Origin of the sequence: Pseudomonas sp. SWI7 (genome assembly GCF_006351945.1) — a bacterium.
Lineage (GTDB): Bacteria > Pseudomonadota > Gammaproteobacteria > Pseudomonadales > Pseudomonadaceae > Aquipseudomonas > Aquipseudomonas fulva.
Genome location: NZ_CP040930.1, coordinates 2,092,971 through 2,117,766, shown reverse-complemented (window position 1 = coordinate 2,117,766; position 24,796 = coordinate 2,092,971). Strand labels below are relative to the sequence as shown.

The following is a 24,796-nucleotide window of genomic DNA, read 5'->3' as shown; positions in this document are numbered from 1 at the left end:
TGGCGCCCAAGGGGCACTCCCTGCTCAATGCAACACCTGACTCAAGAACAACCGCCCCCGCTCACTGTCAGGTCGCTCGAAGAACACCGCTGGCGCAGCCTGCTCGACCACCTCGCCCTGGTCCATGAACACCACCCGGTGCGCCACGGTCCGGGCGAAGCCCATTTCATGGGTCACGCACACCATGGTCATGCCGTCCTCGGCCAGGCTGACCATGGTGTCGAGCACCTCCTTGACCATTTCCGGGTCCAGTGCCGAGGTGGGTTCGTCAAACAGCATGATCTTGGGTTTCATGCACAACGCCCGGGCAATCGCCACGCGCTGCTGCTGGCCGCCGGACAATTGGCCAGGGTACTTGTGCGCCTGTTCGGGAATACGCACCCGCTCCAGGTAATGCATCGCCAGGGCTTGCGCCTCGTGGCGCGGCAGCTTGCGGGCCCAGATGGGCGCGAGGGTGCAGTTCTGCAGGATGGTCAGGTGGGGGAACAGGTTGAAGTGCTGGAACACCATGCCGACTTCGCGGCGGATGGTTTCGACCTGCCGGGCGTCGTCGGTCAGTTCGACACCCTCGACGACAATGCGGCCCTGCTGGTGTTCTTCAAGGCGGTTCAGGCAGCGAATGGTGGTCGACTTGCCTGAGCCGGATGGGCCGCACAGCACGATGCGCTCACCTGGCTGCACGCTGAGGTTGATGTTCTTGAGCACCTGGAAGCTGCCGTACCACTTGCTGACGTTCTCCATCTGGATCATGGGGCGCAGGCCCGGTGAGTCCAGCGATTGGGTCGCTTGGTTCATCTGGAATACTCCTGGCTGGCGCGCAGCCACGCTTGGCCGGTGCAAGCGGGCGCACCGGCATTGGGAAGAGGATGTTCGTTCAGCGCAGGACGCTTTGCAGAAACTGCCGGGTGCGGGCCTGTTCAGGGGCGCTGAAGAGCTGCGACGGCGGCCCGGTCTCGATGACCTTGCCGGCATCGAAGAACACCACGCGGTCGGCCACTTCGCGGGCGAACCCCATTTCGTGGGTGACGACGATCATGGTCATGCCCTCGGCCGCCAGGCCCTTCATGACGTTGAGCACGTCGCCGACGGTTTCCGGGTCGAGCGCAGAGGTGGGCTCGTCGAACAGCATTAGCTTGGGTTTCATCGCCAAGGCGCGAACGATCGCCACCCGCTGCTGCTGGCCGCCTGACAGCTCGGCCGGGTAATGCCCGGCCTTGTGCTGCAGGCCGACGCGCTCGAGCAAGGCCAGGGCATGGGCCTGGGCTTGCGCCTTGGTTGCGCGCTTGAGCTTGACTGGGGCAAGCATCATGTTGGCCAGCACCGTCATGTGCGGAAACAACGTGTAGTCCTGAAACACCATGCCCACGTCCTCGCGCAGCCGGGCCAGGGCTTTACGGTTTCCCGCCTGGGTCTGATCGCCATCGCCCACCACCACGGTGCCCTTGGAGGGCGGTTCCAGGCTGTTCAGACAGCGGATGAAGGTGGACTTGCCCGAGCCGCTGGGGCCGATGATGACCACCACCTCGCCTTGGCGCACGTCCATGTCGACGCCCTTGACCACTTCATGGGTGCCAAAGCTTTTATGCAGGTCGCGCACCGTCAGGATCGTGCTCATAGGCCCGCCTGTGCCCGGGTCAGGGCTTGCAGGTTGAGGTCGGCCTCGCTCATGCGCGCGCGGCGTTGCTGGTTGGCCGTACGCTCTGCGCTTAGGCGCTCGCTGGCGCGGGCGAGGCTTGGCATCAGCGACCCAAGCGACGGGCCGCCGGCGGAGCTGCGGCCCTGCACGTTGCTGACCGGGTCCAGGCAATCACGCACTTTCTGCTCGGGTAGGTGCAGGGCATGACCCAGCTGCTCGAGGGCGCAGGCATCGACCATCTGGGTGGTGATCTGATGGGCCGGCAGGCCCTGGTCCATGGCCATGCGCACCACGCCCCCGACCACATGGTGGGCTTCGCGGAACGACAGGTCGACCTCGCGCACCATCAGGTCGGCCAAACCGGTGGCGGTGGAAAAATCCTCACCGGCGCGGCGTGCCGCCAGGTCGATGTTGGGGGTGGCGGTGCGCAGCACCAGGTCCAGCAGTTTCAGGCAGCGCAGGCTTTCTTCGGCGGCCTCCCAGAAGCCCCGCGTCCCTTCGCGGTTGCCGTCGCCGGTGTGGGAAAAATTGGTGCCCTTGATGGTCACGCTCGCACCCATCAGCAGGCCGACGATATGGCCACTGCGGCCCTTGAGGTACTCCAGCACGGTGGGGTTCTTCTTTTGCGGCATGATGCTGGACGTGGCGGCGACGCTGTCGGGGAAGTCGATGAGGTTGAACTCATGGGTACTCCACACGAAATAGTCCTGCGCGACGCGGCTCCAGAACACCGCCAGGTTGCTCAGGTGCGACAGGCTTTCGAGCAGAAAGTCCCGCGAGCCGATGGCATCCAGGGCATTGTCCAGGTAGCCGTCGAAGCCCAGCAGCTCGGCGGTGCGCGCGCGGTCGATGTCGAACGGCGTGCCGGCGAAGGCAGCGGCACCCAGCGGGCACTGGTTCATCGACTCCAGGGTCTGGGTCAGGCGCTTGCTGTCGCGCTCCAGGGCCTGTTCCACTGCGCTCAGGTAATAGCCGTAGGTGATTGGCTGGGCCGGTTGAAGATGCGTGTAGCCGGGCATCACCACTTCGGCGTAGCGCTTGGCACAGCACAGGGCCGTGGCCCGTACCGTTGCCAATTCGTCGATCAGGTCCATCAGCAGGTCGCGGCAGCGCAGGCGGTCGAGGGTGGCCAGGATGTCGTTGCGGCTGCGACCGGTGTGCAGGCGCCCGCCGATGTCAGCGCCGATATGCTCGATCAGGTGCGCCTCGTAGTTGAAGTAGGCGTCCTCGCGCGAAGGGTCCAGCTCGACCGCCTCTGGTCCTGCCTGCTCCATGTCCAGCACACCCTTGGCCAGCACGCTGGCATGTTCGCCGCGGATAAGGCCCTGTTCGGCCAGCATCAGGATGTGCGCCTTGTTGACGTTACCCAGGTTCGCGAAGCCGCTGGCAAAGCCTTCCAGGCGCGGGCGGTAGATGTACTCGTTCACTTGCGGCGCAGTGCTTTCCTTCAGGCGCCGACTGACTTTGGATGCTTGCATGCTGGAACCTCTTCAATGGAAGTACGTGCCGCCGGACGACCCAGACGACGTTCGAGATAACGGCTGAGCCAGGTCAGCGCCGAACAGATGACGAAGTACACCAGCAACACCACGCCGTAGACCGCGAAGGCAGGGCTGACGCCGGTCATGACGGTTTCACGCTCGATGATGATCTGGCCGACCTTGAGAAACTCCCCCACACCCACCAAAGCGCCCAGGGACGTGGCCTGCACCAGGATCGTTAGCAGCCCGGTGTAGGCTGGCAGAATGGCTTTCATCGACTGCGGCACAACCACGTGCAGGTAGATCTGCCAGGGGCGCAGGCCCAAGGCCCAGGCGCTTTTCCACTGGTGCCTGGACACCGACTCCAGCCCGCCACGCACGATCTCGATGCCGTTGGCGCTGCCCCACAGGGTCAGGCCCACGGTGACGGCGGCGAACGGGCTCAGGTCCACACCGAACATCGGCGCACCGAAGAAGATGAAGAACACGTTGACGATCAGCGGAATGGAGCGAAACAGCTCCACGTAGGCATGGATCGTCCACCCCAACAGGCGGTTCTTGACCGTGGCCAGCACGCCGAGCACGGCCGAGATCAGCGTGGTGAACAGCAACACCACCAAAGCCAGGTACAGGGTCATCAACAACCCTTTGCACACGAAGCTCCAGTTTTCGAGTAGGAAATTCATGGTCGCCTCACTGCCGGAAAGGGCGTTGCAGGTGGGCAGACAGCCGCGCAGTCATCAACGCGAGCACCCCCACCAGCACCAGGTACATGACGCAGATGGCCGTGAACATCTCGATGGCGCGAAAGTCCGTGGCGATGCGGTCCACCGCGACGAAGGTCAATTCCGCAAGGCCGATGGCCTGTAGATAGGAAGAGTTCTTCAGCAGTGAAATCGCGGTGTTGAGCATCGCCGGCAGGCTGGTGCGAAACGCGATGGGCATGGCGATCAGCGCGAAGTACTGCACGGGCTTGAGGCTCAGTGCCAGGCTCGCCTCGCGCATGCCGCGCTCCACCGTGGCCAGCCCGCCGCGGATGTTCTCGATCTGGTATGCACCGGCCCACAGCGACAGGCACACCACCCCCGACCAGAACAGCGACAGCCCAAGCCCAATGGCCGGCAGGCCATAGAAGATGAAGAATAACTGCACCAGGATCGGCGTATTGCGGATCAACTCCACGTACAGCGCCACTGCCTGGGACAGCACCGGGACCTTCATGACGCGCACCGCCCCGCCCAGCACCCCGATCAGCAGGGAACAGAGGATGGCCAGGGCCGTGATGCGCAGCGTCATCAGCACACCGTCGAGCAGGGCAGGCCATTGCTCGATCAGATAATGGACGTCGAACTCCATGATGGCGGCCGATCAAAGTGCTTCGGCAGGCTTGGCCTGCTCGAAGACGCTGATGTAGTAGCTCTGGATGTTTTCGGGTACGAACTGCTGCACCCAGCCTCGGAACAGGTGTTCTTCGCGCATGCGCAATACCGCCGCGCTCAGGAAGTCGCGCCATTGCGCTTCGTTCTTGCGCACGCCGATGGCCGCGTCGGAGATCTGGAACGGTTGGCCTATCAGGCGAGCATCCTGGTCGTTGTCGGCGACCACCACCAGGGTCGCGGCATCGTGGGTGTAGGCGTCGGCGCGACCTTGGCGGAAGGCTTGCAGGGCATCGGCTGCGCTGTTCATGCGCAGGGTCTTGACGTCGGGCATGTGGTCTTCGAACCACTTGGCCTGCACCGACCCCTTGAGCGTGGCAAGGGTCTTGCCCTTGAGGTCGGCGATGGTCCGGGCCGGGCTGTCCTTCTTCACGACCACGTCACTGGCACCCCACCGGTAGGGCGTGGTGAAGTCGATCACCCGTTGGCGTTCCGGGGTGACGCCCAGCGTGGCGATCAGCAAGTCCACCTTGCGGCCCAGCAGCTGCGGCACTCGGTTTTCGGCGGTGACGCAGGTGAAGCTCACCTTGTCCTTCGAGCCCAGGGCCCATAGCGAAATCTGCTTGGCCATTTCGACCTCGACGCCAGCGAATTCACCCTTGTTGTCCTGATAGCCATACGGTGGCTGGTCGCAGCGCACACCCGCGCGCAGGTGGTCCGCCTCTTTGATGGCTGCTGGAACTGCTGGCAGGTCGGCGGCCTGAACGGTGGATACCGCCGCCAACGACACGCACGTCAGGGCCAGTGCAGCGCTTAGTTTTTTATACGAGAACGACATGATGCCTCCTGATTACCGGGCTGCATCGCGCCAATGTGCTGGAGCGATGCGTGAGTACAAGGGCAGAGCTGAAGTGACGCTGGAGCACCGGTTTTATGTGTGTTGTTGCCGGTATGCGCTCGGGGGTATCGCGCTGCATCGGGGCAGACGTCGATGTGGTTGTAGTTATAAAATCTGCGCGTCATGCAATCAAATGACAATACATCAACCCGTCATGCAGAAATGATATGGCCATCAATTTCAAGCAGATCGAAACCTTCCGCGCGGTCATGCTCAGCGGCTCCATGACAGCAGCGGCCCAGGCGCTGCATACCTCCCAGCCCAATGTCAGCCGGCTTATCGCGCAACTGGAACGGGCCAATGGGTTCAAGTTGTTCGAGCGGGTAGGGGGGCGCTTGCTGCCGACCGATGAGGGCGCGCAGTTCTTCGCCGACGTGGAGCGCGCGTTCATCGGGCTGCACAGCCTGGAAACCTCCGCCGAGCACCTCAAGCGCGGGGGCACCGGGCAATTGCGCATCGGTGCGGTGCCTTCCCTGACCCATGGCTTGCTGCCCAAGATCATCCAGCGCTTTCGCCAGCAGAACCCGCACGTTCATATCTCCATCCACACCAACGACTCGCCGAACGTGGCGCACTGGGCCGCGACCCGGTTTTGCGACGTGTGCCTGGTGTCTTATGTGGCCGAGGACATGGCGGGCGTGCAGTCCCAGATCATCTGCGATGTACCGGGTGTGTGCATCTTCCCCAAGGGGCACCGGCTCGGTGCCTTGCAGGCCGTGACGCCCGCAGACCTCAAGGGCGAAGAATTCATTTCGCTGTCGCACACCGATGGCTCGCGCACTCGGCTCGACCGGCTGTTTGCCGATGACGACCCGCGGGTGCTCAACCTGGACGCTACCCATGCCGCCACCGTGTGCTCACTGGTCGGGCTTGGGCTGGGGGTGAGCGTGGTCAGTCCACTGGTCGCGGCAGAGTATTTGCACACCGGCATCGACATACGGCCGTTTGCCCCGCAGTTGCGGTTCTACACGTATCTGCTGCGCTCATCCGACCGGCCGGAGAACGTGCTGACTCGACGATTTCGGGTGTTGGCGGGGGAAATGCTGGGGCAGGCGGCGCAGGCGTGTACGGCTGGCCTTGGGTAACAGGCTCGGTACCGCGCCTCATTGCCTCGGCAGCACCAGCGCTGCCTCTAGCCCGCCCGCCGCTCGGTTTTTCAGGACCACCCGGCCACCCAGGTGCTCCATGATGGTTGCCACGATCGACAGCCCAAGGCCAGCGCCGTTGGGGCTATTGCGGCTGTAGAAACGTTCGAACACCCGTGAGAGGCTCGCCTCGTCGATGCCTGGCCCTTCGTCTTCCACCACCAACTCGACACGCTCATCGTGGCCCCGCAGCGAGACCGTGATGCGCCCCCCGAGAGGCGAGTGCTCGACCGCGTTGGACATCAGGTTCTGCAATGCAATGCCCAACGCGCTGGCGTCGACGGCTACACGGTGCTCGCCGCCCTCTATTTCCAGCGAGGGCTCCAGCCCTTTGTCCAGTATCCAAGGGGTAAGCTCGGCCAGGATGTCGGTGACCACCTCGGCAAGGTCCACAGGCTCACGGGGGCGATGGCCAATCCGAGGCTCCACGCGGGCCAGTGTCAGCAGTTGGTTGACCACTCGCGTCAACCGATCCACACCGCCCATCAGGAACGTCAAGGCCTTGTTGCGTTCGACGTCGTTGCTGGCAGCCAGTGCGTTCTGCGCATGCAGGCGCAACACCGCCAAGGGTGTTCGCATTTCGTGGGCCGCGTCGGCAATGAAGCGATGTTCACGGCGCAGCAGGTCCTTGATCTGCGCCAGCAGGCGATTGAGGGCAGCCTGCATGGGCTCGAGCTCCGATGGCAGCGGCACCAGCTGCAGCGGTTCGAGTGATTCGGCATGCCGCGCGCGAATGACGTCGGCCATGTTCTTTAACGGCTTGAGCCCCCAGCCAATGGCGGCCCATACCAGCACGGCAAGCGCCAGGGCCCCCAGCAGAAATGGCATCAAGGTGTGACGAACGATTCGGTCGATCAAGTCATAGCGCACGTCATCGCGTTCACCCACCCAGATCACCCAGCCTTTCTCGGGCACAGGTAGCACGAAGCCGCGCCATTGCTTGTCGTCGCTGGTGAAATCGTAAAACCCAGGCCGCATGGGCCGCGGGTCCAGGCGAGGTGCGCTGGGCGTCTGCACCATCAGGGTGGCGTTTTCGTCCCAGACCTGGAAGGCCAGCTTGCTCTCGTAGGGATGCCCCACTCGGTGTCGGCCCGCCTGAGCCAGCGCGGCGTTGAAGGCACGGTACAGGTCGTCACGCGCGCCGCCTTGCACTGGCATGCTCATTACTCCCTGGAGCAGGCGTGCGTTCTGGGCAAGGTGCGCGTCGTACACTTCGTTAATTTCATGGCGGCTGTCGTGGTAGTTGTACAACGCAAGCAAGCCGGTGCCGATCAGCAGCAAGAGCATGACGCGCCACAGCGTGCGCTGGCGTAGCGACCTCATACCTTGGCCTCGACCAGGTAGCCGATACCACGCACGGTGCGTATCAGGCCATTGAACAGTTTCTTGCGCAGCTGATAGATGTTCACTTCCAGGGTATTGCTCTCCGGCTCCTCGTCCCAGCCATAGAGCAACTGCGTCAGGCGTTCGCGGGTAAAGACTTTGCCGGGCTGGGCGAGTAGCTCGTGCAGCAGCCGGTACTCCTTGGGCGTGAGCACCACTTCGGCCCCCTTGAAATGCACCTGCTGGGTTGCCGGGTCCAAGCTGACACCGCCGTGCTCGATCAGCACCGTGGCGCGGCCAGCGCTGCGGCGCAGCAGTGCACGCAGGCGTGCCTTGAGTTCATTGAGGTCGAAGGGTTTGACCAGGTAGTCATCCGCCCCGGCGTCAAGCCCTGCGATGCGATCGTCCAAGGCATCGCGTGCGGTGAGAATCAGCACCGGCAGGCTGTTGCCTCCCGCGCGAAGCCGCCGCAACAATTCAATGCCGTCCAGGCGTGGGAGGCCCAGGTCCAGTATCAACACGTCGAATGCTTCATGCTGCAAGGCGTGCAAGCCACTGACGCCGTCCTGCAACCAGTCAAGGGTATAGCCCTCCTGGCGCAAACCATCGCAGATGCCTTCACCCAACGCGCTATCGTCCTCAACCAGCAGCAGGCGCATGTCTAGTCCTGTTTGTCCTTGATGGTGTCGAGTAAAGCATTGATATCGGCACGCCGGCCCTCATCGGCCAATTCCCGGCCCGGCCTGGGCGGTGCCTGCAACGCCTTGTGCAGCGCAGCCCTGGCCTCACTGTAACGCTTCTGACGCACCAAATGATCGCCCCAGAAATAGTTGCTGTCGATGCCTGCGGGATTGATTTTCAAGGCCTGCCTGAGCAGCGTGTCGGCTTTGTCGTCATCCCCGAAGCCGATGGGCCAGCCTGGAACCTGGTCATACAAGGTGCCCAGGCTGGTGTAGGCCGAGCCTTGCAGGGCTTGAGGGTCGAGGGCGATGGCCTTTTCCAGGCTGGCCTTGGCGGCCTTGACCTTGCCTAGCGCACTCAGCCCACCGGTTGCGCCAGCCCAGCTGCTGTTGATGATGCCGTCCCAGATCAGAGGCTCGGGGGTATTGGGGTTCTGGCGGACGAAAACGGCCGCCTCGTTTGCCAGCTTCTCGAACGCGCCTGCGCGTTGATCCTTGGGCAACTGATATTGGATATGCGCCCATTGTTGCTGCAAGTCGTGCAGGTGTTGGGCGCCTGTCTGATCAAGCGCCCAGCCAAACGGGGTAAATGCCAGCAGGCTGGCCAGTACGATGGGCTTCATTTGCTCGGTTCCTTTATGTGGCTGCCGATATGGCGCCGAATCAAGGGCAGTTGTTTACGCAAGGCTCGATCTACCAACCCTGGCAGGATGCCGTTCAGGCGCACGAACATTTTCTCCGGCCAGCCCAGGTAGAGCTCGCTGCGCTCGGACTGGACCGCCTGGAGCACGGCTTTGGCAACGTAGACCGGGTCGTCCATGCCTACCTTCAGCGCCTGGTTGAGGGCGGTAGCGGCGCTGCTGTTCATGCTGGTGCGGGTTGCGCGTGGCGCGACGTACAGCACATTGACCGGGGTGTCGGCCAATTCACGGCGCAGTGCTTCGGAAAACCCGCGCAGCGCGAACTTGCTGGCGCAGTAGCTGGCATAGCCGGGGTAGCCGATCGAGCCGTAAGTCGAGCCGACGTTGACGACCAACGCCTTGGGTTGCTCGCGCAGAAGAGGCAAGCAAGCCCGGGTCAGTTGCAAAGGTGCCTTCAGGTTGATGTCCAGCAGCTCATCGAGGGCCTGTTCGTCCAGTTGGTCGAGCAAGGCGAAGCGATTGACCCCGGCAGCGTTGATCAGCACATTGAAGCCGCCCAGTTCGCGCGCGCGCGTCACGACCTGTGCCCGGCCTTCCTGTGTCCGCAAGTCCGCCGACTGCCAGCGCAGGCTGCCTGGGTAGCGGTTCATCAGGCTGGCCAGTTTGCCCATGTGCCGACTCACGGCCAAAACCTGCGCGCCGGCATGGCAGAGCTGCTCGGCCAGCTCCAGGCCAATCCCGCCGCTGGCGCCGGTGAGCACCACGATCGACTCATGCAACCGCATGGCGCACCCCTGACTGGCCCGCACGGGGCAACGTTTGGAACATCTCGGCGTACAGGCGGTAGACCATCTTGGCCGCGTGAATGACCGCCTGCTGGTCTTCGGCATTGTCCAGGCGGTCCATCAACTGCCTGTATGTCACCATATGGTCCTGGTCGAGCGCGCCGTGGGACTTGAGGTAGCTCATTGCCCGGTCTGGCAGCGAAAGGCTGTGTGCAATGGCGCCGGCGGCCTGTGTGGCCAGGGCAATGCTGGTGCCTTCCAGGACGTTGACCATGCCGAACAGCCCTACCGGGTTGCCCCGTGCGATCAAGTCGTAGAGATAAGCGACCATGAGCTCGATCGACTGCGCGGGTCGGCCGTCGCGTACCGCCTCCCAGTCGCCCCCACAGGCCTCGATGTCGTTGAGGATCCACTGTTCATGGCCGTATTCTTCCTCGATGTACTCGCACACGGCACCGCGCAGCCATTCGAGCCGGGCGGGCAGGCGCGCCCCGCATGCCATCATCAGCGGGACGGTGTGGCGCACGTGGTAGTAGGCCTGGGTGAGAAATGCGATGTAGCTGTCGAGGCTGACCTGCCCAGCCATGGCCTCGCGGATCACCGGAACGCCGAACAGCGCCTGGCGCTCATGGGCGGTTTGCAGTTGCAACGTTTCAAAGAAGGACATGGCGAACTCACTCCTGGGGTATGCGGATCAGAGGTTGATAGCGTTCAAGAATCGCCTCGCGCCGAGGGCGGCCGTTGGCTGTCAGGGTTTGATCGGTGACGCTGAGCGGCGCCGTGAGGCGTCGCCAGTGGTGGGCACGTGCGTAATCGGGCAGCCGTGCATTGCACTGGCCCACTACCTGGTCGATCTGGTCGTCACTCAGGCTCGGGTCCATCGGCCAGATCAACGCCACGTTGCCTGGCAGGCTCTCGCCGTGCACGAATGCCTGGGCAATGACGCCGCTCTGGGTCAGTTCGGCCTCTACCCATTCAGGGCTGACGTTTCGGCCGAAACTGGTGATGAACTGGTGCTTCTTGCGTCCGTCGAGGTACAGGTAGCCGTCGTCATCCAAATGGCCCAGGTCCCCGGTTGCCCACCATCGACCGTCGAAAGGCGCGGCATCGAGGTAGCCCAGTAGCGTGCAACCGGCCACCAGCACCTCGCCATCCTTCGCGATGCGCACCTGCACGTGGGGCAGCGGCTTGCCCACACTGCCACGGCGGACGCTGCCCGGACGGTTGAGCGCGACCACCGACGCGCATTCAGACAGCCCATAGCCTTCGTACACCGCAAGCCCGACAGCCTCGGCACGGGCCAGCAAGCTGGGCGATACCCGAGCGCCACCTACGGCGACGAACCTCAGCTGCTCAGCGGGCATCGCCCCTTGTTCAACAGCGGCAACCAGCCCCATCAGCAGTTGCGGCACAAGGATCAGGCTCTGGGCCTGACGCTGCACAATCACACCCACTAGCCGCTTGAAGTCCACCTGGGTGGCGCCGCTGATGCCCAGGTGCTGCTGGCTGAGCAGGTGCACGCAGGCCCCGGCGATCAGCGCGGCGTATACGCCCAGGTTTTCCAGCAGAACGCCCAGTGGCAGAACGGCCAGGTGATGCATGGGTGCGCTGGCGCGGCTAGCCGCCTCAAGTTCATGGGCCACGCCCAGCAACGCCTCGGCGCTCAGGCAGACACCTTTCGGTGATCCCGTGCTGCCGGAGGTGTAGGTGATTTTTGCCGTTTCGGGCGCAATGGCCGCCGCAGCGTACGATTTACAGAGCCAGAACCCCGGCCGAGCGTGTGGGGCGTAGCCCAGCTCGACAAGGCGCGAGTCCCATCCGCTTTCGCTCAGCACCAGGGTGACGCCACTTTGCCTGAGACAATGGGACATTTGAGCGCGGGTGAAAAACGGAGGGATGACCACGCAGGGACGTTCGGCGAACAGCGCTGCAAGGTCCCACAGCAGCAGTTGCGGGCCATTGTCCAAGGCCAGGGCGAATGCGCCCTGAGGTTGGCTCCCAAGCCAGGCGGCGCGTACCTCGACCGCCTCGAACAAGGCGCGATAGGTCAGGTGCTGGTCGGCACCTTGCACGGCGATGGCGTCAGGCTGACGTTGGGCGTGTTCCTTCAGCAAGGCCTTGAAGCGGTTCAGTTCATGCCGCATGACCGGATTCCTCTGTCAGGACCGGAAAGCCAAGGCGCTGAAAGACGCCTGACCGGGTCAAGGCATCGAAGCCGTAACGGATATTTCCGGCAAACACCTGAGGGCAATGGCTGTAGTAGGTGCCCCATATTTCAGCCTGGTCCTCAAGGCGAGCAGGATCGGCTGGCGCCAGGACGACGGGCGTCAACCCCAGTCGCTGGAAGCTGTTGATCAGCGTCGCCGCGCCGGTGAATGCGACCCAGTGCAGGCCGCGTGAGGCCAGCAGCCACGTGACCGCAGCGATCATCAAGCGCGCGCTGCCGGCGCTGAGCGAGGCCAGGTTACCCACCTCGACCATACAACTGCGCGGCAGGGTTGCCCCGACCACACGGGACACGGCGTCTTCCAGAGGCATGTCGAGGTAGCGCTCCAGAAATAGGGGGCCGTCATTGGCTGGGCGAATGCCCGCGGCGGCTGTCAACCGGCCTTGGCTGTCGTGAAACGCCAGTAATTGCGGCAGGAAATGCTGAATGTCGGCCTGATGGCTTAGCGCAAAGCACTGATGTATGAACCGCTCGAGGGCCATTCGCCCCGGGTCGTCTGCCAGGTGTAGCGACAATGTTGCCTGACGATCGGCCTGGCTGCCGATGGCCAGTGGAAGCAGGTGGCTCCAGTCACGGTGGGTCATGAAACGTCTCCCAGCAGGTTCGATGGGAGACAGTGTCGAGTGCTTATCTGAAGGGAATCTGAAGTCAGGCTGTTTCGGGTTCGATTTCGACGAATGCCATTGCGATGTTTCTCCGGGGCCTACATGGCATCGCCAGCCGTTGCCGACGAGCGCCCCCTTGATGGCCACCGTCCGATTTACCGCAGACCTGGCCTGTGACCTGCTCCGCACCCTTGCCGTCAACCTGTGCATGGAACGGCACCGCTTGTGCCGACGTGGAAAGCAGGAGCATTCATGGCCAAAAAAAAACCGTTATCCCCAGGCCCGTCCTGGAACGAAAATTTCGTGGTGTTGGGAGAGATTCTTTTCTGGGGTTTTTGGGCGCCAGTCCTGTTCTTGATCGCTGCACCCTGGTTGAGCCTGGCCATCGTCAGCTACTGGCCCAAGCCTGTGCTTGCCGGATTTTTCAGCGCCATGGCATCCACCGGTTGGCTGGTCGCCTCGGTGGTGATTCTGGCAGTGATTGCCTACCAGGCGGGCATGGGTTACTACCGTCAGCACCGTAGCCGCAAGCGTACTGCCGCTGAGCTGGCTGCCAAAAGGGCCCAGGGCGACAAGCGTCTTTGATCGATCCGGCCGGCTGATTGGCCTGTGTGGGTGGCCGGCGCTAGCGGCCCGCGCGGGGCTTGCTTGGCACCCTCACATAACTGATATCGTAATGATGTCATTGCCGCGCAACCTTTGTCGTTGTGCTGCTGTCGTAGTACGCACTACCGGTCAGGCAGCAGTGATCGCGACCTGCGATTGCTGTGCGTGACCCAGTATTGAAGCCAGGGATTGGTCTTTTTCGTCTTCCTCCGAGTACCGACCCATGCTTCATCTTTTTCGTAACCGCGGCGAGCGTCAGGCGCTCACGCAGCTGGCTGCGTCCCTCCCGCAAACCCACACTGACGGTGGCCGCACTGCCCCCAGATGGACAGACGTGCAACGTGAGTGGACCTCGCGTGAGTTGCATGCCACTGCGCGTGAAGGCCGTATTGCCGAGCTCGAGCGCGAGCTGGAAAACGCCCGGCTGATGCTGGCCGAGGCCGACGCCAATGCGCGCGCCTCGGAAACCCGTTTTGACCTAGTCAACCGTGCCTCCAGCGAAGGCCTGTGGGACATGGAAGTGGTGGCAGGTGATCCGGTCAACCCGCGCAACCGCTTCTGGTGGTCGCAGCAATTTCGCGAAATGCTGGGGTTTCGCGACGAGCGCGATTTTCCCAATGTCCTGGCCAGCTGGGCTGATCGCCTGCACCCGGAAGACAAGGCCGCCACGTTGGACGCCTTTGCCCGCCACCTGAACGACAAATCAGGCATGACCCCCTACCGGGTGCGCAACCGCCTGGCCATGAAAGACGGCAGCTACCGCTGGTTCTTCGCCCAGGGCGAAACCCTGCGCGATGCACGTGGCGTGCCTTTGCGCGTTGCTGGCGCCTTGCGCGACATCCACGATGAGTTGCAACGTGAACAAGAGCACGACGTGATCATCACCCGTTTCGAACTGGCGCGGGAAATGCTCTCCGACGGGCTCTGGGACATGGAAGTGATCGCCGGTGACCCGGTCAACCCCAAGAACCCCTTCTGGTGGTCGCCCCAGTTTCGGCGTTTGCTGGGTTTCGAAACCGTCGAGGAATTTCCGGATGTGTTGGACAGCTGGGCCTCACGCCTGCACCCGGAGGACAAGGCCTACAGCCTGGAAGCCTTCCAGGCGCACCTGAACGACCGTACAGGCAAGACGCCGTTCGATATCGAGTACCGACTCAAGATGAAAAGCGGGGAGTACCGCTGGTTCCGCGCCCGTGGCCAGACCAAGCGCGACCCTTATGGCGCGCCATTACGTGTGGTCGGGGCATTGGTGGACGTGGACCTGGAGCATCAGCAGTCGGCCATGCGCGAGACGGAGGCTGCGCACCAGCGCACCCTGGAATCCAACATCACCAAGCTCACCCAGATCGTCGGCACCATTCAGAGCATTGCCAGCCAGACCAACCTGCTGGCACTCAACGCGGCCATTGAAGCAGCACGTGCCGGGGAAGCGGGCAGGGGGTTTGCAGTGGTGGCCGATGAAGTACGCAAGCTGGCCACGCGCACGACGGAGGCCACTGAACAGGCGGCCGACATGATGCGCGGCTGACAGCTGGCAGGCCAGGTGCCCAAGCTACGTCTACAGGTCCGTTGCACCCGCTCTTTTGACACTGTTGTTTTCTCTCACTTCGTTCAGGTTTCAACTCATGAATTGGTTCTACGATGCCAGGTTGTCGGTCAAGCTGTACCTCGCTTTCGCGCTGTGCGCACTGATCACCTTGAGTGTTGGAGTTGTCGGTAGCCAAGGAATCGGCTCGCTCTCGTCCAGCTTGCAACAGGTGTTTTCCAATAACCTCGTGTCCGTGGCACAAGTTGCAGAGGCACGCTCCAGTGCCATTGCCCAGAGCCGCGACCTTTACCGACTAGTGGCGGCCACCGCCATCAATGCGCCGCAAGCTGAACGCGCTGCCATTCTTGCGTCGATGAAAGAAAACCGGCAGAGCAGCGAGCAGGCATTTGCAGTCTACCGAGCCACGCCCCTGGCCGATGATGAACGCCTTGCCGGCGATCGCATGGAAAAGGACTGGCCAGCCTACCAGGCCATCATGGATCGGACGGTAGCCACCATCGCACGAGGTGATCTGGCTGAAGCCAGGCAATTGATGGCCGGCGAATTGCATCAGGCGTTTCGTACCGTGCTCGACGAATTGACCACAATGGTCGAGTCCAATAACCGGCAGATCGATGAAGGCGCGCGAGCGGCAAAACATAACGAGGCGGCGGCCAAGCTCAACCTGTACCTGGGCATCGGTGCGGCGTTCGTGGCGGCCATTTTGCTTGGCATGTTCATCAGCCGTGTCATCAGCAAACCGATCGCGCTGGCGGTGAACACGGCCGAGCGCATTGCAGGCGGCGACCTGAGCAAACCCGTGGCCACAGGTCACGCCGACGAAACCGGGCAACTGCTAAATGCCCTGGGGGGCATGCAGCAAGGCCTCAAACGCACCCTGGAGCAAATCGCCAATGCAGCGGATCAGCTCGCCTCTGCGGCCGAAGAACTCAACGCCGTCACAGATGAGAGCACCCGCGGGCTCACGCGCCAGAATGATGAAATTCAGCTCGCCGCCACGGCGGTCACGCAAATGAGTGCGGCAGTCGAGGAAGTGGCTCGCAACGCCACCTCCACTTCCGAAGCCTCCCGGCAGACGTCCGAGGAAGCGGCCAGTGGCCGCGACCAGGCCCGGGAAGCCGTGCAGGCCATCACCAGCGTGAACAGCGAAATCGGGCAGTCCACGGTCATCGTGGGGGAATTGGCCGGTAGCGTGCGCGAAATCGCCAAGGTGGTCGATGTGATCCGGGGCATTGCCGAACAGACCAATCTACTGGCGCTTAACGCGGCCATCGAGGCGGCACGCGCTGGCGAGCAGGGCCGAGGTTTTGCGGTGGTGGCAGACGAAGTACGGGCACTGGCGGCGCGTACCCAGGCCTCGACGGGTGAGATCGAAGCCATGATCACAGGCGTTCAGTCGCGTGCCGACGATGCGGTCAAGGCCATGGGCAACAGCCGAAACCTGGCCGACAGCACCCAGGCCTTGGCCCAGGCGACCGGCGAATCGCTGGAGCGGATCGCCCGGAACATCGCCCAGATCAACGATCGCAACCTGCTGATCGCCACGGCGTCCGAAGAGCAGGCCCATGTGGCCCGCGAGGTGGACCGCAACCTGATCAACATCCAGGACTTGTCGACCCAGACCTCGGCCGGTGCACATCAAACCAGCGCATCCAGCCAGGAATTGTCGCGCCTGGCTATCTCGTTCAACGACATGGTCAGCACCTTCAAGCTCTGAGCAGGGCGTAGACGATCTGTAGCGTGGCATGCCCCGCCCACCGCCGTAATGCACTTATCGGCGGTGGGCGGGGCGCAGGCTTTTTAGTCGACGCGCACGAAGACGTTCTTGGCCATGTCGCTACCGCCGACGGCCTCCAGGCGCTTGCCGCCGTCGAGCACGCGTACGTTGATCAACGCCATGCCATCCTTGTTGCGGGCGGTGACCATGTCATCCTTGCGCTCCCATTCATCCACCTTCAGCTTGTTGCCGTTGGTGATGATGTAGTCCTTGGAAAACTCCCACGTCTGTTTCGGGCTCTGGATACCCATCACGGTCGTGGTTTGCTCATAGGTGCCTTCCAGGGCGTCATTGCCGCAACCGGCGATGACGAAGAACGGCAGGGCGGCGAGGGCGAGTTTGAGTTTACGCATTGGGCTTCCTTTTCAGTGGGTCGATCTCAGACCGGGTCGATGGCAGGTGCCATGGCGCCGCGGCGTCGAGATGCAGGTGGGTATCACGTGTCGGTATGAAGGGGGTATCGAGGGTGCCAAGGGCGATCGAGATCCAATCGGCGTATTGGCCTGCACTGCGTGACCAGAACAGGCTCGAGCCGCAGGATGAACAGAATTGGCGCAGGATTGTGGGCGACGAGGCGTAAGCCGCAAGCCGGTCGGCGCCGCGCAGCATGCGCAGCGCCTCACGCGGCACACTACCGTATGAGGCATATGCAGCACCGTGGCCTTTGCGGCACTGGCTGCAATGACAGTGGCTGATGGCCCTGGGCGGGCCAAGCAGCTCATAACCTATTGCCGCGCAAAGGCAGCTTCCTTGGTATGTGCTGGACAAACGCGATTCCATGCGTACGAAAAGGCGCCAGCTTAAACGCAGCGCCAAAGGTAGTCGAGCCGGTTCTGGCCACGCGTGTCGGTAGCAGGTACCCGGGAAGCGGTTCTTGCACCCGCTGGACCGTCAGGGTGCACAGCCCTGTGCTGCGCCGTCCGACGATCGCACCGTAAGTGAAAGAACCGGACGTCGGTTTCAGAATGTGCCTGGTCGTTCGCGCGCAACCTTCTGGCGCTGCAAGTGCCATGCTTGCAGGATGCCGTCGGACCCGCGCGCAGACGCACGGTCGATGGCAAGGAGGCCGTCAGCACCACGCCACCGTGACGTGGCTGATGCGCCGCAGCAGAACACGCCGGAACCCGCCAATACAACAACAGGGGCGGGCCGTGATGCCGAGGTCCGCTGTATGCCTGATCAAATGTTCAACCTGCCCGCTGTCCAACGTATCGTGGCCGATCACCAGCAAACGCCTGGTGCGCTGCTACCGATCCTGCACGCCATTCAGCATGCCGTCGGCTACATTCCCGATGCCGCCCTCGGTGAGATCGCCCATGCACTCAACCTGAGCCGGGCCGAGGTCCAGGGCGTCATCAGCTTCTACCATGATTTCCGTACCGCTGCGCCTGCCCGGCACACCCTGCGCCTGTGCCGGGCCGAGTCGTGCCAGAGCCGTGGCGCCGAGGCCCTGGCCGCACAGCTGCGCGAGCAGTTGGCGCTCGATGACCATGGCACCAGCGCCGACGGTGCCATCAGCCTGCGCCCGGTCTATTGCCTGGGCGCCTGTGCCTGTTCGCCGGCCCTTGAGCTGGACGGTCAGGTGCACGCCCGGCTCACGCCCGAGCGGCTACGCGAGTTGGTCAAGGGTTGCCAGGAGGGCGCCACATGCTGAAGGTCCATGTACCCGGTGATTCGGTGGCCCGTGCCGTCGGCGCAGACCAAGTGGTCGAGGCGTTGCAGCGCGAGGCCGAGCGGCGCAATGTGCAGTTGGACATTCGGCGCACCAGTTCTCGTGGGCTTTATTGGCTCGAACCGCTGCTTGAGTGCGACAGTGAGCAGGGGCGCCAGGGTTTCGGGCCGGTGACGCCACAGGACGTGCCCGGCCTGCTGGATGCCATGATCGGTGCAGAGGCAGACCACCGGCTGGCGCTGGGGGCTGTCGAAGACATGCCTTATCTCAAGACCCAGCAGCGCCTGCTGTTCGCGCGCGCCGGCATCACCCGACCCTTGTCCTTGGATGATTACCGCGCCCATGGCGGCTTTGCCGGGCTGGAAGCGGCCGTTGCCCTGGACGGCGCCGAGGTGGTGGCTGCCGTGCTCGATTCCGGCCTGCGTGGTCGTGGCGGGGCTGCGTTTCCTGCCGGCATCAAGTGGCGCACCGTGCGCGACGCCAAGCCTGCCCAGAAGTATGTGGTGTGCAACGCCGACGAAGGCGACTCCGGCACGTTTGCCGACCGCATGCTGATGGAAGGCGACCCGTACCTGTTGATCGAGGGCATGATCATCGCGGGCCTCGCGGTGGGTGCCGACAAGGGCTACATCTACGTGCGCTCGGAATACCCCGACGCCATCCGCACACTTGATCAGGCATTCGTCATCGCACGCCAGGCAGGCTACCTGGGCACCAATGTGGCCGGTAGCGGCAAGGCGTTCGACCTGGAAGTGCGCGTGGGCGCAGGTGCCTACATCTGCGGTGAAGAAACCGCGCTGCTCGAATCCATCGAAGGCAAGCGCGGCATCGTCCGCGCCAAGCCGCCGCTCCCGGCCCTCGAAGGCCTGTTCGGCCTGCCGACCTTGGTGCACAACGTGCTGACCCTGGCCTCGGTGCCTATCATCCTGGCCAAGGGAGCGCCGTTCTACCGCGATTTCGGCATGGGCCGCTCGCTGGGCACCATGCCGTTCCAGTTGGCGGGCAATGTTCGCCATGGCGGCCTGGTGGAACGTGCCTTCGGCTTGACGCTGCGTGAACTGGTGGAGGACTACGGCGGTGGCACGGCCAGTGGCCGGCCGCTGAAGGCCGCACAGGTGGGTGGGCCGTTGGGCGCCTGGGTACCTCCCAGCCATTTCGACACACCGCTGGACTACGAGGCCTTCGCGGCCGTGGGCGCCATGCTCGGCCACGGCGGCGTGGTGGTTGCCGACGACACCTTGAACATGGCCAGCATGGCCCGCTTCGCCTTGCAGTTCTGTGCCGAGGAGTCCTGCGGCAAGTGCACCCCGTGCCGTATCGGCTCGACCCGTGGCATGGAAGTGGTGGACCGGCTGATCGCCAGTGATGACATCACCGAGCGCCATGACCATGCACTGCTGCTTCGCGATTTGTGCGACACCATGCAATACGGCTCGCTGTGCGCCATGGGCGGCATGACCGCTTACCCAGTCGCCAGCGCCCTCAAGTATTTCCCTGCCGATTTCGGGCTGACCCAAGCGGAGGCCGCGCAATGATCCATATCTTCGATCCGCAAACTGACCTGGGCACCCCCGCCCGCGACAGCGAGGTGCAGGTCAGCCTGAACATCGACGGCCGCGCGATCAGCGTTCCGGCTGGCACGTCGGTGATGCGTGCGGCAGCCATGCTCGGCACGACCATCCCGAAGCTGTGCGCCACCGACAGCCTCGAAGCCTTCGGCTCCTGCCGCATGTGCATGGTGGAAATCGAGGGCATGCGCGGTTACCCGGCCTCCTGCACCACGCCGGTCACCGAAGGCATGGTCGTGCGCACTGAAACGCCGCGCCTGGCGGGCCTGCGCCGTAACGTGATGGAACTCTACATCTCCGACCACCCCCTCGATTGCCTGACCTGTTCGGCCAACGGTAACTGCGAACTGCAGACCGTGGCGGGGCAGGTGGGGCTGCGCGAGGTGCGCTACGGCTATGACGGTGCGAACCATCTGACCGAAAAGAAGGACATTTCCAACCCGTACTTCGACTACGAACCCAGCAAGTGCATCGTCTGCAGCCGATGCGTGCGTGCCTGCGAAGATATCCAGGGCACCTTTGCCTTGACCATCACCGGGCGCGGCTTCGAATCCCGGGTGGCGGCGGCCGGCGGCGACAATTTCCTGACCTCCGAGTGCGTGTCTTGCGGCGCCTGCGTGCAGGCCTGTCCGACCGCGACGCTGACCGAGAAAAGCCTGGTGCAACTGGGCCAGCCGGAACGTGCGGTGATCACCACCTGCGCCTATTGCGGCGTTGGCTGCTCGTTCCGTGCCGAAATGAAGGGCGACCAACTGGTGCGCATGGTCCCGGACAAGAACGGCGGGGCCAACCACGGCCATGCCTGTGTCAAAGGCCGCTTTGCCTGGGGCTACGCCACGCACCCGGACCGCATCACCAAGCCCATGATTCGCAAGCGCCTGGAAGATCCGTGGCAGGAGGTGAGCTGGGACGAGGCGGTGGCCTATGCCGCCAGCGAGTTGCGCCGCATCCAGCTCAAGTACGGCCGGGACTCCATCGGCGGTATCACCTCCAGTCGCTGCACCAACGAGGAGGCCTATCTGGTTCAGAAGCTGGTGCGCACGGCCTTCGGCAACAACAACGTCGACACCTGCGCGCGAGTCTGCCATTCCCCCACCGGCTACGGCCTGAAACAGACACTGGGCGAGTCGGCTGGTACCCAGAGCTTCGATTCGGTGATGAAGGCCGATGTGGTGCTGGTCATTGGCGCCAACCCGACCGATGCGCACCCGGTGTTCGGCTCACAGCTCAAGCGCCGCCTGCGTGAAGGGGCGCGCCTGATCGTGATCGACCCTCGCCGCATCGACCTGGTGGACTCGCCCCATGCCCGGGCCGAGCTGCACCTGCAACTTCGTCCCGGCACCAACGTGGCCATGCTCAACGCCTTGGCCCACGTGATCGTGACTGAGGGACTACTGGCCCAGCGCTTTATCGACGAGCGCTGCGAAACCGCAGAATTCGCCCGCTGGCGCGACTTCGTCAGCCTGCCGGAAAATGCCCCTGAAGTGCTGGGCGAGGTGTGTGGCGTTGCAGCGCAACAGATTCGCGCCGCGGCCCGGCTGTATGCCACCGGCGGCAACGCGGCCATCTATTATGGCTTGGGCGTGACCGAGCACAGCCAGGGCAGCACTGCGGTGATGGGCATTGCCAACCTGGCCATGGCCACCGGCAACATCGGGCGTGAAGGGGTAGGGGTCAACCCGCTGCGCGGCCAGAACAACGTCCAGGGTTCCTGTGACATGGGCTCGTTCCCTCACGAGCTGCCGGGTTACCGGCACATTTCCAACGAAGGTGTACGGGCCGAGTTCGAGCAGGCATGGGGTGTGACGCTGCACCCTGATCCGGGGCTGCGCATCCCCAACATGTTCGAAGCAGCCCTCGATGGCAGCTTCAAGGCCTTGTACTGCCAAGGCGAGGATATCGCCCAGAGCGATCCGAATACCCAGCACGTCACCGCCGCCCTGCTGGCCATGGAGTGCGTGGTGGTGCAGGACATTTTCCTCAACGAAACCGCCAAGTTTGCCCATGTGTTCCTGCCGGGCAGTTCGTTCCTGGAAAAGGACGGCACGTTCACCAACGCCGAGCGCCGGATCTCCCGGGTTCGCAAGGTCATGGAGCCACTGGCGGGCAAGGCCGACTGGGAGGCGACCGTGGCATTGGCCAATGCGCTGGGCTACCCGATGAACTACCGGCACCCCTCCGAGATCATGGATGAGATCGCGCGCCTGACGCCGACCTTCCGCCGGGTGAGCTATGCCGAAATCGAGCGCCACGGCAGCCTGCAGTGGCCGTGCAACGATGCAGCGCCCGATGGTACTCCTACCATGCACATCGACCAGTTCGTCAGGGGCAAGGGGCGGTTCATGCTGACCGGGTACGTACCGACCGACGAGAAGGTCAACAGCCGCTATCCGCTGCTGCTGACCACCGGGCGCATCCTCAGCCAGTATAACGTCGGCGCCCAGACCCGGCGCACAGGCAACGTCGCCTGGCACGATGCCGATCGCCTCGAGATCCATCCGACTGATGCCGAAAGCCGTGGCATCCAGGACGGTGACTGGGTCGGTATCGGCAGCCGTGCCGGGCAGACCGTGCTGCGCGCCAAGGTCAGCAGCCGCGTGGCGCCAGGTGTCGTCTACACCACCTTCCACTTCCCGGAGTCGGGTGCGAACGTGATCACCACGGACAACTCGGACTGGGCGACCAACTGCCCGGAATACAAGGTCACGGCAGTGGAGGTGGTCAAGGTGTTCCAGCCATCCCAGTGGCAGAAGCGCTACCAGGACTTCAGCGACGAGCAGCGTCGGCTGTTGCAGGAACGCCGAACCGCCGAGAAAGCCGAGGTGCGCCAATGAGCCAGGACAGTTTGGTGAAGATGGCCAACCAGATTGCCCATTACTTCGACAGCGAGCCGAATCGGGACCTGGCTGTGCAGGGCGTTCGCCAGCATCTACACAACTTCTGGACGCCGGCCATGCGCCGGCAGTTGGGAGAATGGATCGAGGCCAATAAGGCGGGGGAGGGGTTGGATCCCAAGGTGAAGGAGGCGCTGGGCTGAAAGGTGCTAGCTGCCGTTGCAGTTAGCATATACAGCTCTCTGACGCCGCCTCCGGCAGCTAGCGAGGTCCCCGTGTAGATACCCTCTTGACCCTCACCTCGCAAGCGCGATTTGAGGGTCGAGACGGCACAACAGGGACTGCATACGGTTCACCCCCGCGCCGAACCCACCAGATGCGCTATCGCCTCTTCACTCTTCAATACCAGTACATCCCCCTCCAACGCATCGAGTACCACCTCGGAAGTATTGCCGATCAATGCGCCGGTAAGCCCTGTGCGGCACACGGTACCGATCACCGTCACCACCGCATCCAGCTGTTTTTCGGTATGGGGAATCAGCACATCGGCCGGGCCTTCGGCCACGTGCAAGCACTCGTCGGTGATACCGTACTGTGCCTGGAAAGCAGCGCACGCCTGGCGATAACGCTGTTCGATGGTGTCGCTCAGCTGATAGACAGGGTCGGCCGCCGACAGCATGGGCGAAGGGTGGGCACTGATCACATGCAGCGCCCCCTTGGCCAGCCTGGCAATCTCGTAGCCATGGTCGACGATGCTGGCATGCAGGCGCTGGTGATCCTCGTCCTGGTTGCCCACATCCACCGCTGCCAGAACATTGCCGCCCGTCCATGGTCGCTCGCTCTTGACCATCAGCACCGCGCACGGGCAAGCGCGCAGCAGCTTCCAGTCGCCAGGGGTGAGCAAAGCCCTCTTCAGTGGATTGTCGGGACGATGCTCCTTGATCACCAACTCGCAGCCTTCGCGCTGCTGCACGTGGATGATGGTGTCATGCAGGTTGTCTCGCCACGCCGCTTCGTGGGTGACGTGGTCAAAACCGTCTTCCTGCAACTGGTTGCCCAGCAGGCTCAACAGCGCACTGTGATCGTGCCGCTTGTCACACATCAACAAGTGCAGGCGTGCGCCCGTGACGCTGGCGATCAGCTTGGCGCGCGTCAGCGCCCGGCTGTGGGCGTGCTCGGGGTCGAGGACGACGAGAATGCTGCGAACGGCTTGCATGGGCGTGTACTCCCTGGAAGGTGGGCAGGCGGTGCCAGACTATAGGCCGCGCGCGTTGCGCTGACGCTTGATGCACATCAAGCATAGCCACTGACGCCGCTGGCTGCCGCCGCTATAATCGCCGCCCCTGCCTGTCTCCGTATGGTCGTATCGCTTATGTCCCTGATCCCTGAAATCGACGCCTTCCTGGGCTGCCCCACACCCGATGCCTGGATCGAGGCGGCGCTGGCCGATCAGGAAACGCTGCTGATCGATCACAAGAATTGCGAGTTCAAGGCGGCCAGCACGGCATTGAGCCTGATCGCCAAGTACAACACCCATCTTGACCTGATCAACATGATGTCGCGCCTGGCGCGCGAAGAGCTGGTTCATCACGAGCAGGTCTTGCGGCTGATGAAGCGTCGAGGCGTACCGCTGCGCCCTGTGTCGGCCGGTCGCTACGCCTCGGGCCTGCGTCGTCTGGTGCGCGCCCACGAGCCGGTCAAGTTGGTGGATACGCTGGTGGTCGGGGCATTCATCGAGGCACGCAGCTGCGAACGTTTTGCGGCCCTGGCGCCGCACCTGGATGAAGAGCTGGGCCGTTTCTATCACGGCCTGCTCAAAAGTGAAGCGCGCCACTATCAGGGCTACCTCAAGTTGGCGCATCACTATGGCGATGAGGCGGACATCGCGCGTCGGGTTGAACTGGTACGCGCCGCAGAAGCGGAACTCATCGCCTCAGCGGATCAAGAGCTGCGTTTTCACAGCGGCATACCGCTGGCACAGGCCGCCTGAGCT

24 protein-coding genes and 2 pseudogenes are annotated in these 24,796 nt (G+C 63.4%); 10 read left to right on the top strand and 16 right to left on the bottom strand.

Annotated features, from left to right (window positions below; genetic code table 11):
- Nucleotides 1–24 precede the first annotated feature (24 nt).
- From FH041_RS09690 to FH041_RS09665, 6 genes are all read right to left on the bottom strand, one after another.
- Complete coding sequence (locus tag FH041_RS09690; protein WP_049696297.1) at nt 25–795, bottom strand: amino acid ABC transporter ATP-binding protein; 771 nt, start codon at nt 793–795, stop codon at nt 25–27.
- Between the two features lie 79 nt (nt 796–874).
- The gene (locus tag FH041_RS09685; protein WP_027915019.1) at nt 875–1,615 is read right to left on the bottom strand and encodes an amino acid ABC transporter ATP-binding protein; all 741 of its coding nucleotides are present in this window, start codon (nt 1,613–1,615) and stop codon (nt 875–877) included.
- Nucleotides 1,612–3,114 carry an argininosuccinate lyase gene (gene argH, locus FH041_RS09680; RefSeq protein WP_027915018.1) on the bottom strand — a complete coding sequence of 501 codons (1,503 nt, stop codon included), beginning with the start codon at nt 3,112–3,114 and terminating at the stop codon, nt 1,612–1,614. Before argH ends, FH041_RS09685 begins: the two co-directional genes overlap by 4 nt.
- Nucleotides 3,084–3,803 (bottom strand): amino acid ABC transporter permease, encoded by a 720-nt coding sequence (locus FH041_RS09675; protein WP_027915017.1) that lies wholly within the window; start codon nt 3,801–3,803, stop codon nt 3,084–3,086. Before FH041_RS09675 ends, argH begins: the two co-directional genes overlap by 31 nt.
- A 7-nt stretch (nt 3,804–3,810) precedes the next feature.
- Complete coding sequence (locus FH041_RS09670; RefSeq protein ID WP_104926036.1) at nt 3,811–4,473, bottom strand: amino acid ABC transporter permease; 663 nt, start codon at nt 4,471–4,473, stop codon at nt 3,811–3,813.
- 12 nt (nt 4,474–4,485) lie between these two features.
- The gene (locus FH041_RS09665; RefSeq protein ID WP_028687316.1) at nt 4,486–5,331 is read right to left on the bottom strand and encodes a transporter substrate-binding domain-containing protein; all 846 of its coding nucleotides are present in this window, start codon (nt 5,329–5,331) and stop codon (nt 4,486–4,488) included.
- Nucleotides 5,332–5,558: 227 nt separating this feature from the next.
- Between FH041_RS09665 and FH041_RS09660 the strand changes: the two genes are divergently transcribed.
- On the top strand, nt 5,559–6,476 hold the full coding sequence (locus tag FH041_RS09660; protein ID WP_219858141.1) for a LysR substrate-binding domain-containing protein: 918 nt from the start codon (nt 5,559–5,561) through the stop codon (nt 6,474–6,476).
- 18 nt (nt 6,477–6,494) lie between these two features.
- Here FH041_RS09660 and FH041_RS09655 read toward each other — a convergent pair whose 3' ends face one another.
- From FH041_RS09655 to FH041_RS09625, 7 genes are read right to left on the bottom strand one after another with little or no spacing between them, the layout of a single operon-like run.
- Nucleotides 6,495–7,859 carry an ATP-binding protein gene (locus FH041_RS09655; RefSeq protein WP_111475692.1) on the bottom strand — a complete coding sequence of 455 codons (1,365 nt, stop codon included), beginning with the start codon at nt 7,857–7,859 and terminating at the stop codon, nt 6,495–6,497.
- Nucleotides 7,856–8,518 (bottom strand): response regulator, encoded by a 663-nt coding sequence (locus FH041_RS09650; RefSeq protein ID WP_027915012.1) that lies wholly within the window; start codon nt 8,516–8,518, stop codon nt 7,856–7,858. Before FH041_RS09650 ends, FH041_RS09655 begins: the two co-directional genes overlap by 4 nt.
- Nucleotides 8,519–8,520: 2 nt before the next feature.
- A complete protein-coding gene (locus FH041_RS09645) occupies nt 8,521–9,162 on the bottom strand; it encodes a hypothetical protein (RefSeq protein ID WP_027915011.1) in 642 nt (213 codons plus the stop codon).
- A complete protein-coding gene (locus FH041_RS09640; RefSeq protein WP_028687313.1) occupies nt 9,159–9,965 on the bottom strand; it encodes an SDR family oxidoreductase in 807 nt (268 codons plus the stop codon). Before FH041_RS09640 ends, FH041_RS09645 begins: the two co-directional genes overlap by 4 nt.
- Nucleotides 9,952–10,632, bottom strand: a complete 681-nt coding sequence (locus FH041_RS09635) for a TenA family transcriptional regulator (protein ID WP_027915009.1) — start codon at nt 10,630–10,632, stop codon at nt 9,952–9,954. The genes FH041_RS09640 and FH041_RS09635 overlap by 14 nt, the downstream gene beginning before the upstream one ends.
- A gap of 7 nt (nt 10,633–10,639) precedes the next feature.
- Nucleotides 10,640–12,109 (bottom strand): AMP-binding protein, encoded by a 1,470-nt coding sequence (locus FH041_RS09630; RefSeq protein WP_140174461.1) that lies wholly within the window; start codon nt 12,107–12,109, stop codon nt 10,640–10,642.
- Nucleotides 12,099–12,776: a thermostable hemolysin gene (locus FH041_RS09625; protein ID WP_028687311.1), complete on the bottom strand. Its 678-nt coding sequence runs from the start codon at nt 12,774–12,776 to the stop codon at nt 12,099–12,101. Before FH041_RS09625 ends, FH041_RS09630 begins: the two co-directional genes overlap by 11 nt.
- A gap of 273 nt (nt 12,777–13,049) precedes the next feature.
- Between FH041_RS09625 and FH041_RS09620 the strand changes: the two genes are divergently transcribed.
- The 4 genes and pseudogenes from FH041_RS09620 (at nt 13,050) to FH041_RS09610 (ending at nt 16,669) form a co-directional block, all read left to right on the top strand.
- Nucleotides 13,050–13,382, top strand: a complete 333-nt coding sequence (locus tag FH041_RS09620; RefSeq protein WP_050437996.1) for a hypothetical protein — start codon at nt 13,050–13,052, stop codon at nt 13,380–13,382.
- A 244-nt stretch (nt 13,383–13,626) separates the two neighbouring features.
- Nucleotides 13,627–14,589: pseudogene (locus tag FH041_RS23115) on the top strand (PAS domain-containing protein); the annotation flags it as partial.
- Nucleotides 14,590–14,760: 171 nt separating this feature from the next.
- A pseudogene (locus FH041_RS23225) lies at nt 14,761–14,907 on the top strand (methyl-accepting chemotaxis protein); the annotation flags it as partial.
- A 121-nt stretch (nt 14,908–15,028) separates the two neighbouring features.
- The gene (locus FH041_RS09610) at nt 15,029–16,669 is read left to right on the top strand and encodes a methyl-accepting chemotaxis protein (RefSeq protein WP_027915005.1); all 1,641 of its coding nucleotides are present in this window, start codon (nt 15,029–15,031) and stop codon (nt 16,667–16,669) included.
- Nucleotides 16,670–16,752: 83 nt separating this feature from the next.
- Here FH041_RS09610 and FH041_RS09605 read toward each other — a convergent pair whose 3' ends face one another.
- Nucleotides 16,753–17,082, bottom strand: a complete 330-nt coding sequence (locus tag FH041_RS09605) for a hypothetical protein (RefSeq protein WP_023534182.1) — start codon at nt 17,080–17,082, stop codon at nt 16,753–16,755.
- Nucleotides 17,075–17,497 (bottom strand): GFA family protein, encoded by a 423-nt coding sequence (locus FH041_RS09600; protein ID WP_080992888.1) that lies wholly within the window; start codon nt 17,495–17,497, stop codon nt 17,075–17,077. Before FH041_RS09600 ends, FH041_RS09605 begins: the two co-directional genes overlap by 8 nt.
- 403 nt (nt 17,498–17,900) lie before the next feature.
- Between FH041_RS09600 and FH041_RS09595 the strand changes: the two genes are divergently transcribed.
- From FH041_RS09595 to FH041_RS09580, 4 genes are read left to right on the top strand one after another with little or no spacing between them, the layout of a single operon-like run.
- On the top strand, nt 17,901–18,383 hold the full coding sequence (locus tag FH041_RS09595) for a formate dehydrogenase subunit gamma (RefSeq protein ID WP_028687310.1): 483 nt from the start codon (nt 17,901–17,903) through the stop codon (nt 18,381–18,383).
- Complete coding sequence (locus FH041_RS09590; protein ID WP_027915003.1) at nt 18,377–19,936, top strand: NADH-quinone oxidoreductase subunit NuoF; 1,560 nt, start codon at nt 18,377–18,379, stop codon at nt 19,934–19,936. The genes FH041_RS09595 and FH041_RS09590 overlap by 7 nt, the downstream gene beginning before the upstream one ends.
- Nucleotides 19,933–22,803, top strand: a complete 2,871-nt coding sequence (gene fdhF, locus FH041_RS09585) for a formate dehydrogenase subunit alpha (protein ID WP_028687309.1) — start codon at nt 19,933–19,935, stop codon at nt 22,801–22,803. Before FH041_RS09590 ends, fdhF begins: the two co-directional genes overlap by 4 nt.
- Nucleotides 22,800–23,006: a formate dehydrogenase subunit delta gene (locus FH041_RS09580; RefSeq protein WP_028687308.1), complete on the top strand. Its 207-nt coding sequence runs from the start codon at nt 22,800–22,802 to the stop codon at nt 23,004–23,006. Before fdhF ends, FH041_RS09580 begins: the two co-directional genes overlap by 4 nt.
- 149 nt (nt 23,007–23,155) lie before the next feature.
- On the opposite strand, the gene FH041_RS09575 is transcribed toward FH041_RS09580, so the two are convergent.
- Nucleotides 23,156–24,019 (bottom strand): universal stress protein, encoded by an 864-nt coding sequence (locus tag FH041_RS09575; RefSeq protein ID WP_028687307.1) that lies wholly within the window; start codon nt 24,017–24,019, stop codon nt 23,156–23,158.
- 156 nt (nt 24,020–24,175) lie between these two features.
- On the opposite strand from FH041_RS09575, the gene FH041_RS09570 reads away from it, so the two are divergent.
- Nucleotides 24,176–24,793 carry a tRNA-(ms[2]io[6]A)-hydroxylase gene (locus FH041_RS09570; RefSeq protein ID WP_027914999.1) on the top strand — a complete coding sequence of 206 codons (618 nt, stop codon included), beginning with the start codon at nt 24,176–24,178 and terminating at the stop codon, nt 24,791–24,793.
- Nucleotides 24,794–24,796: the final 3 nt, after the last annotated feature.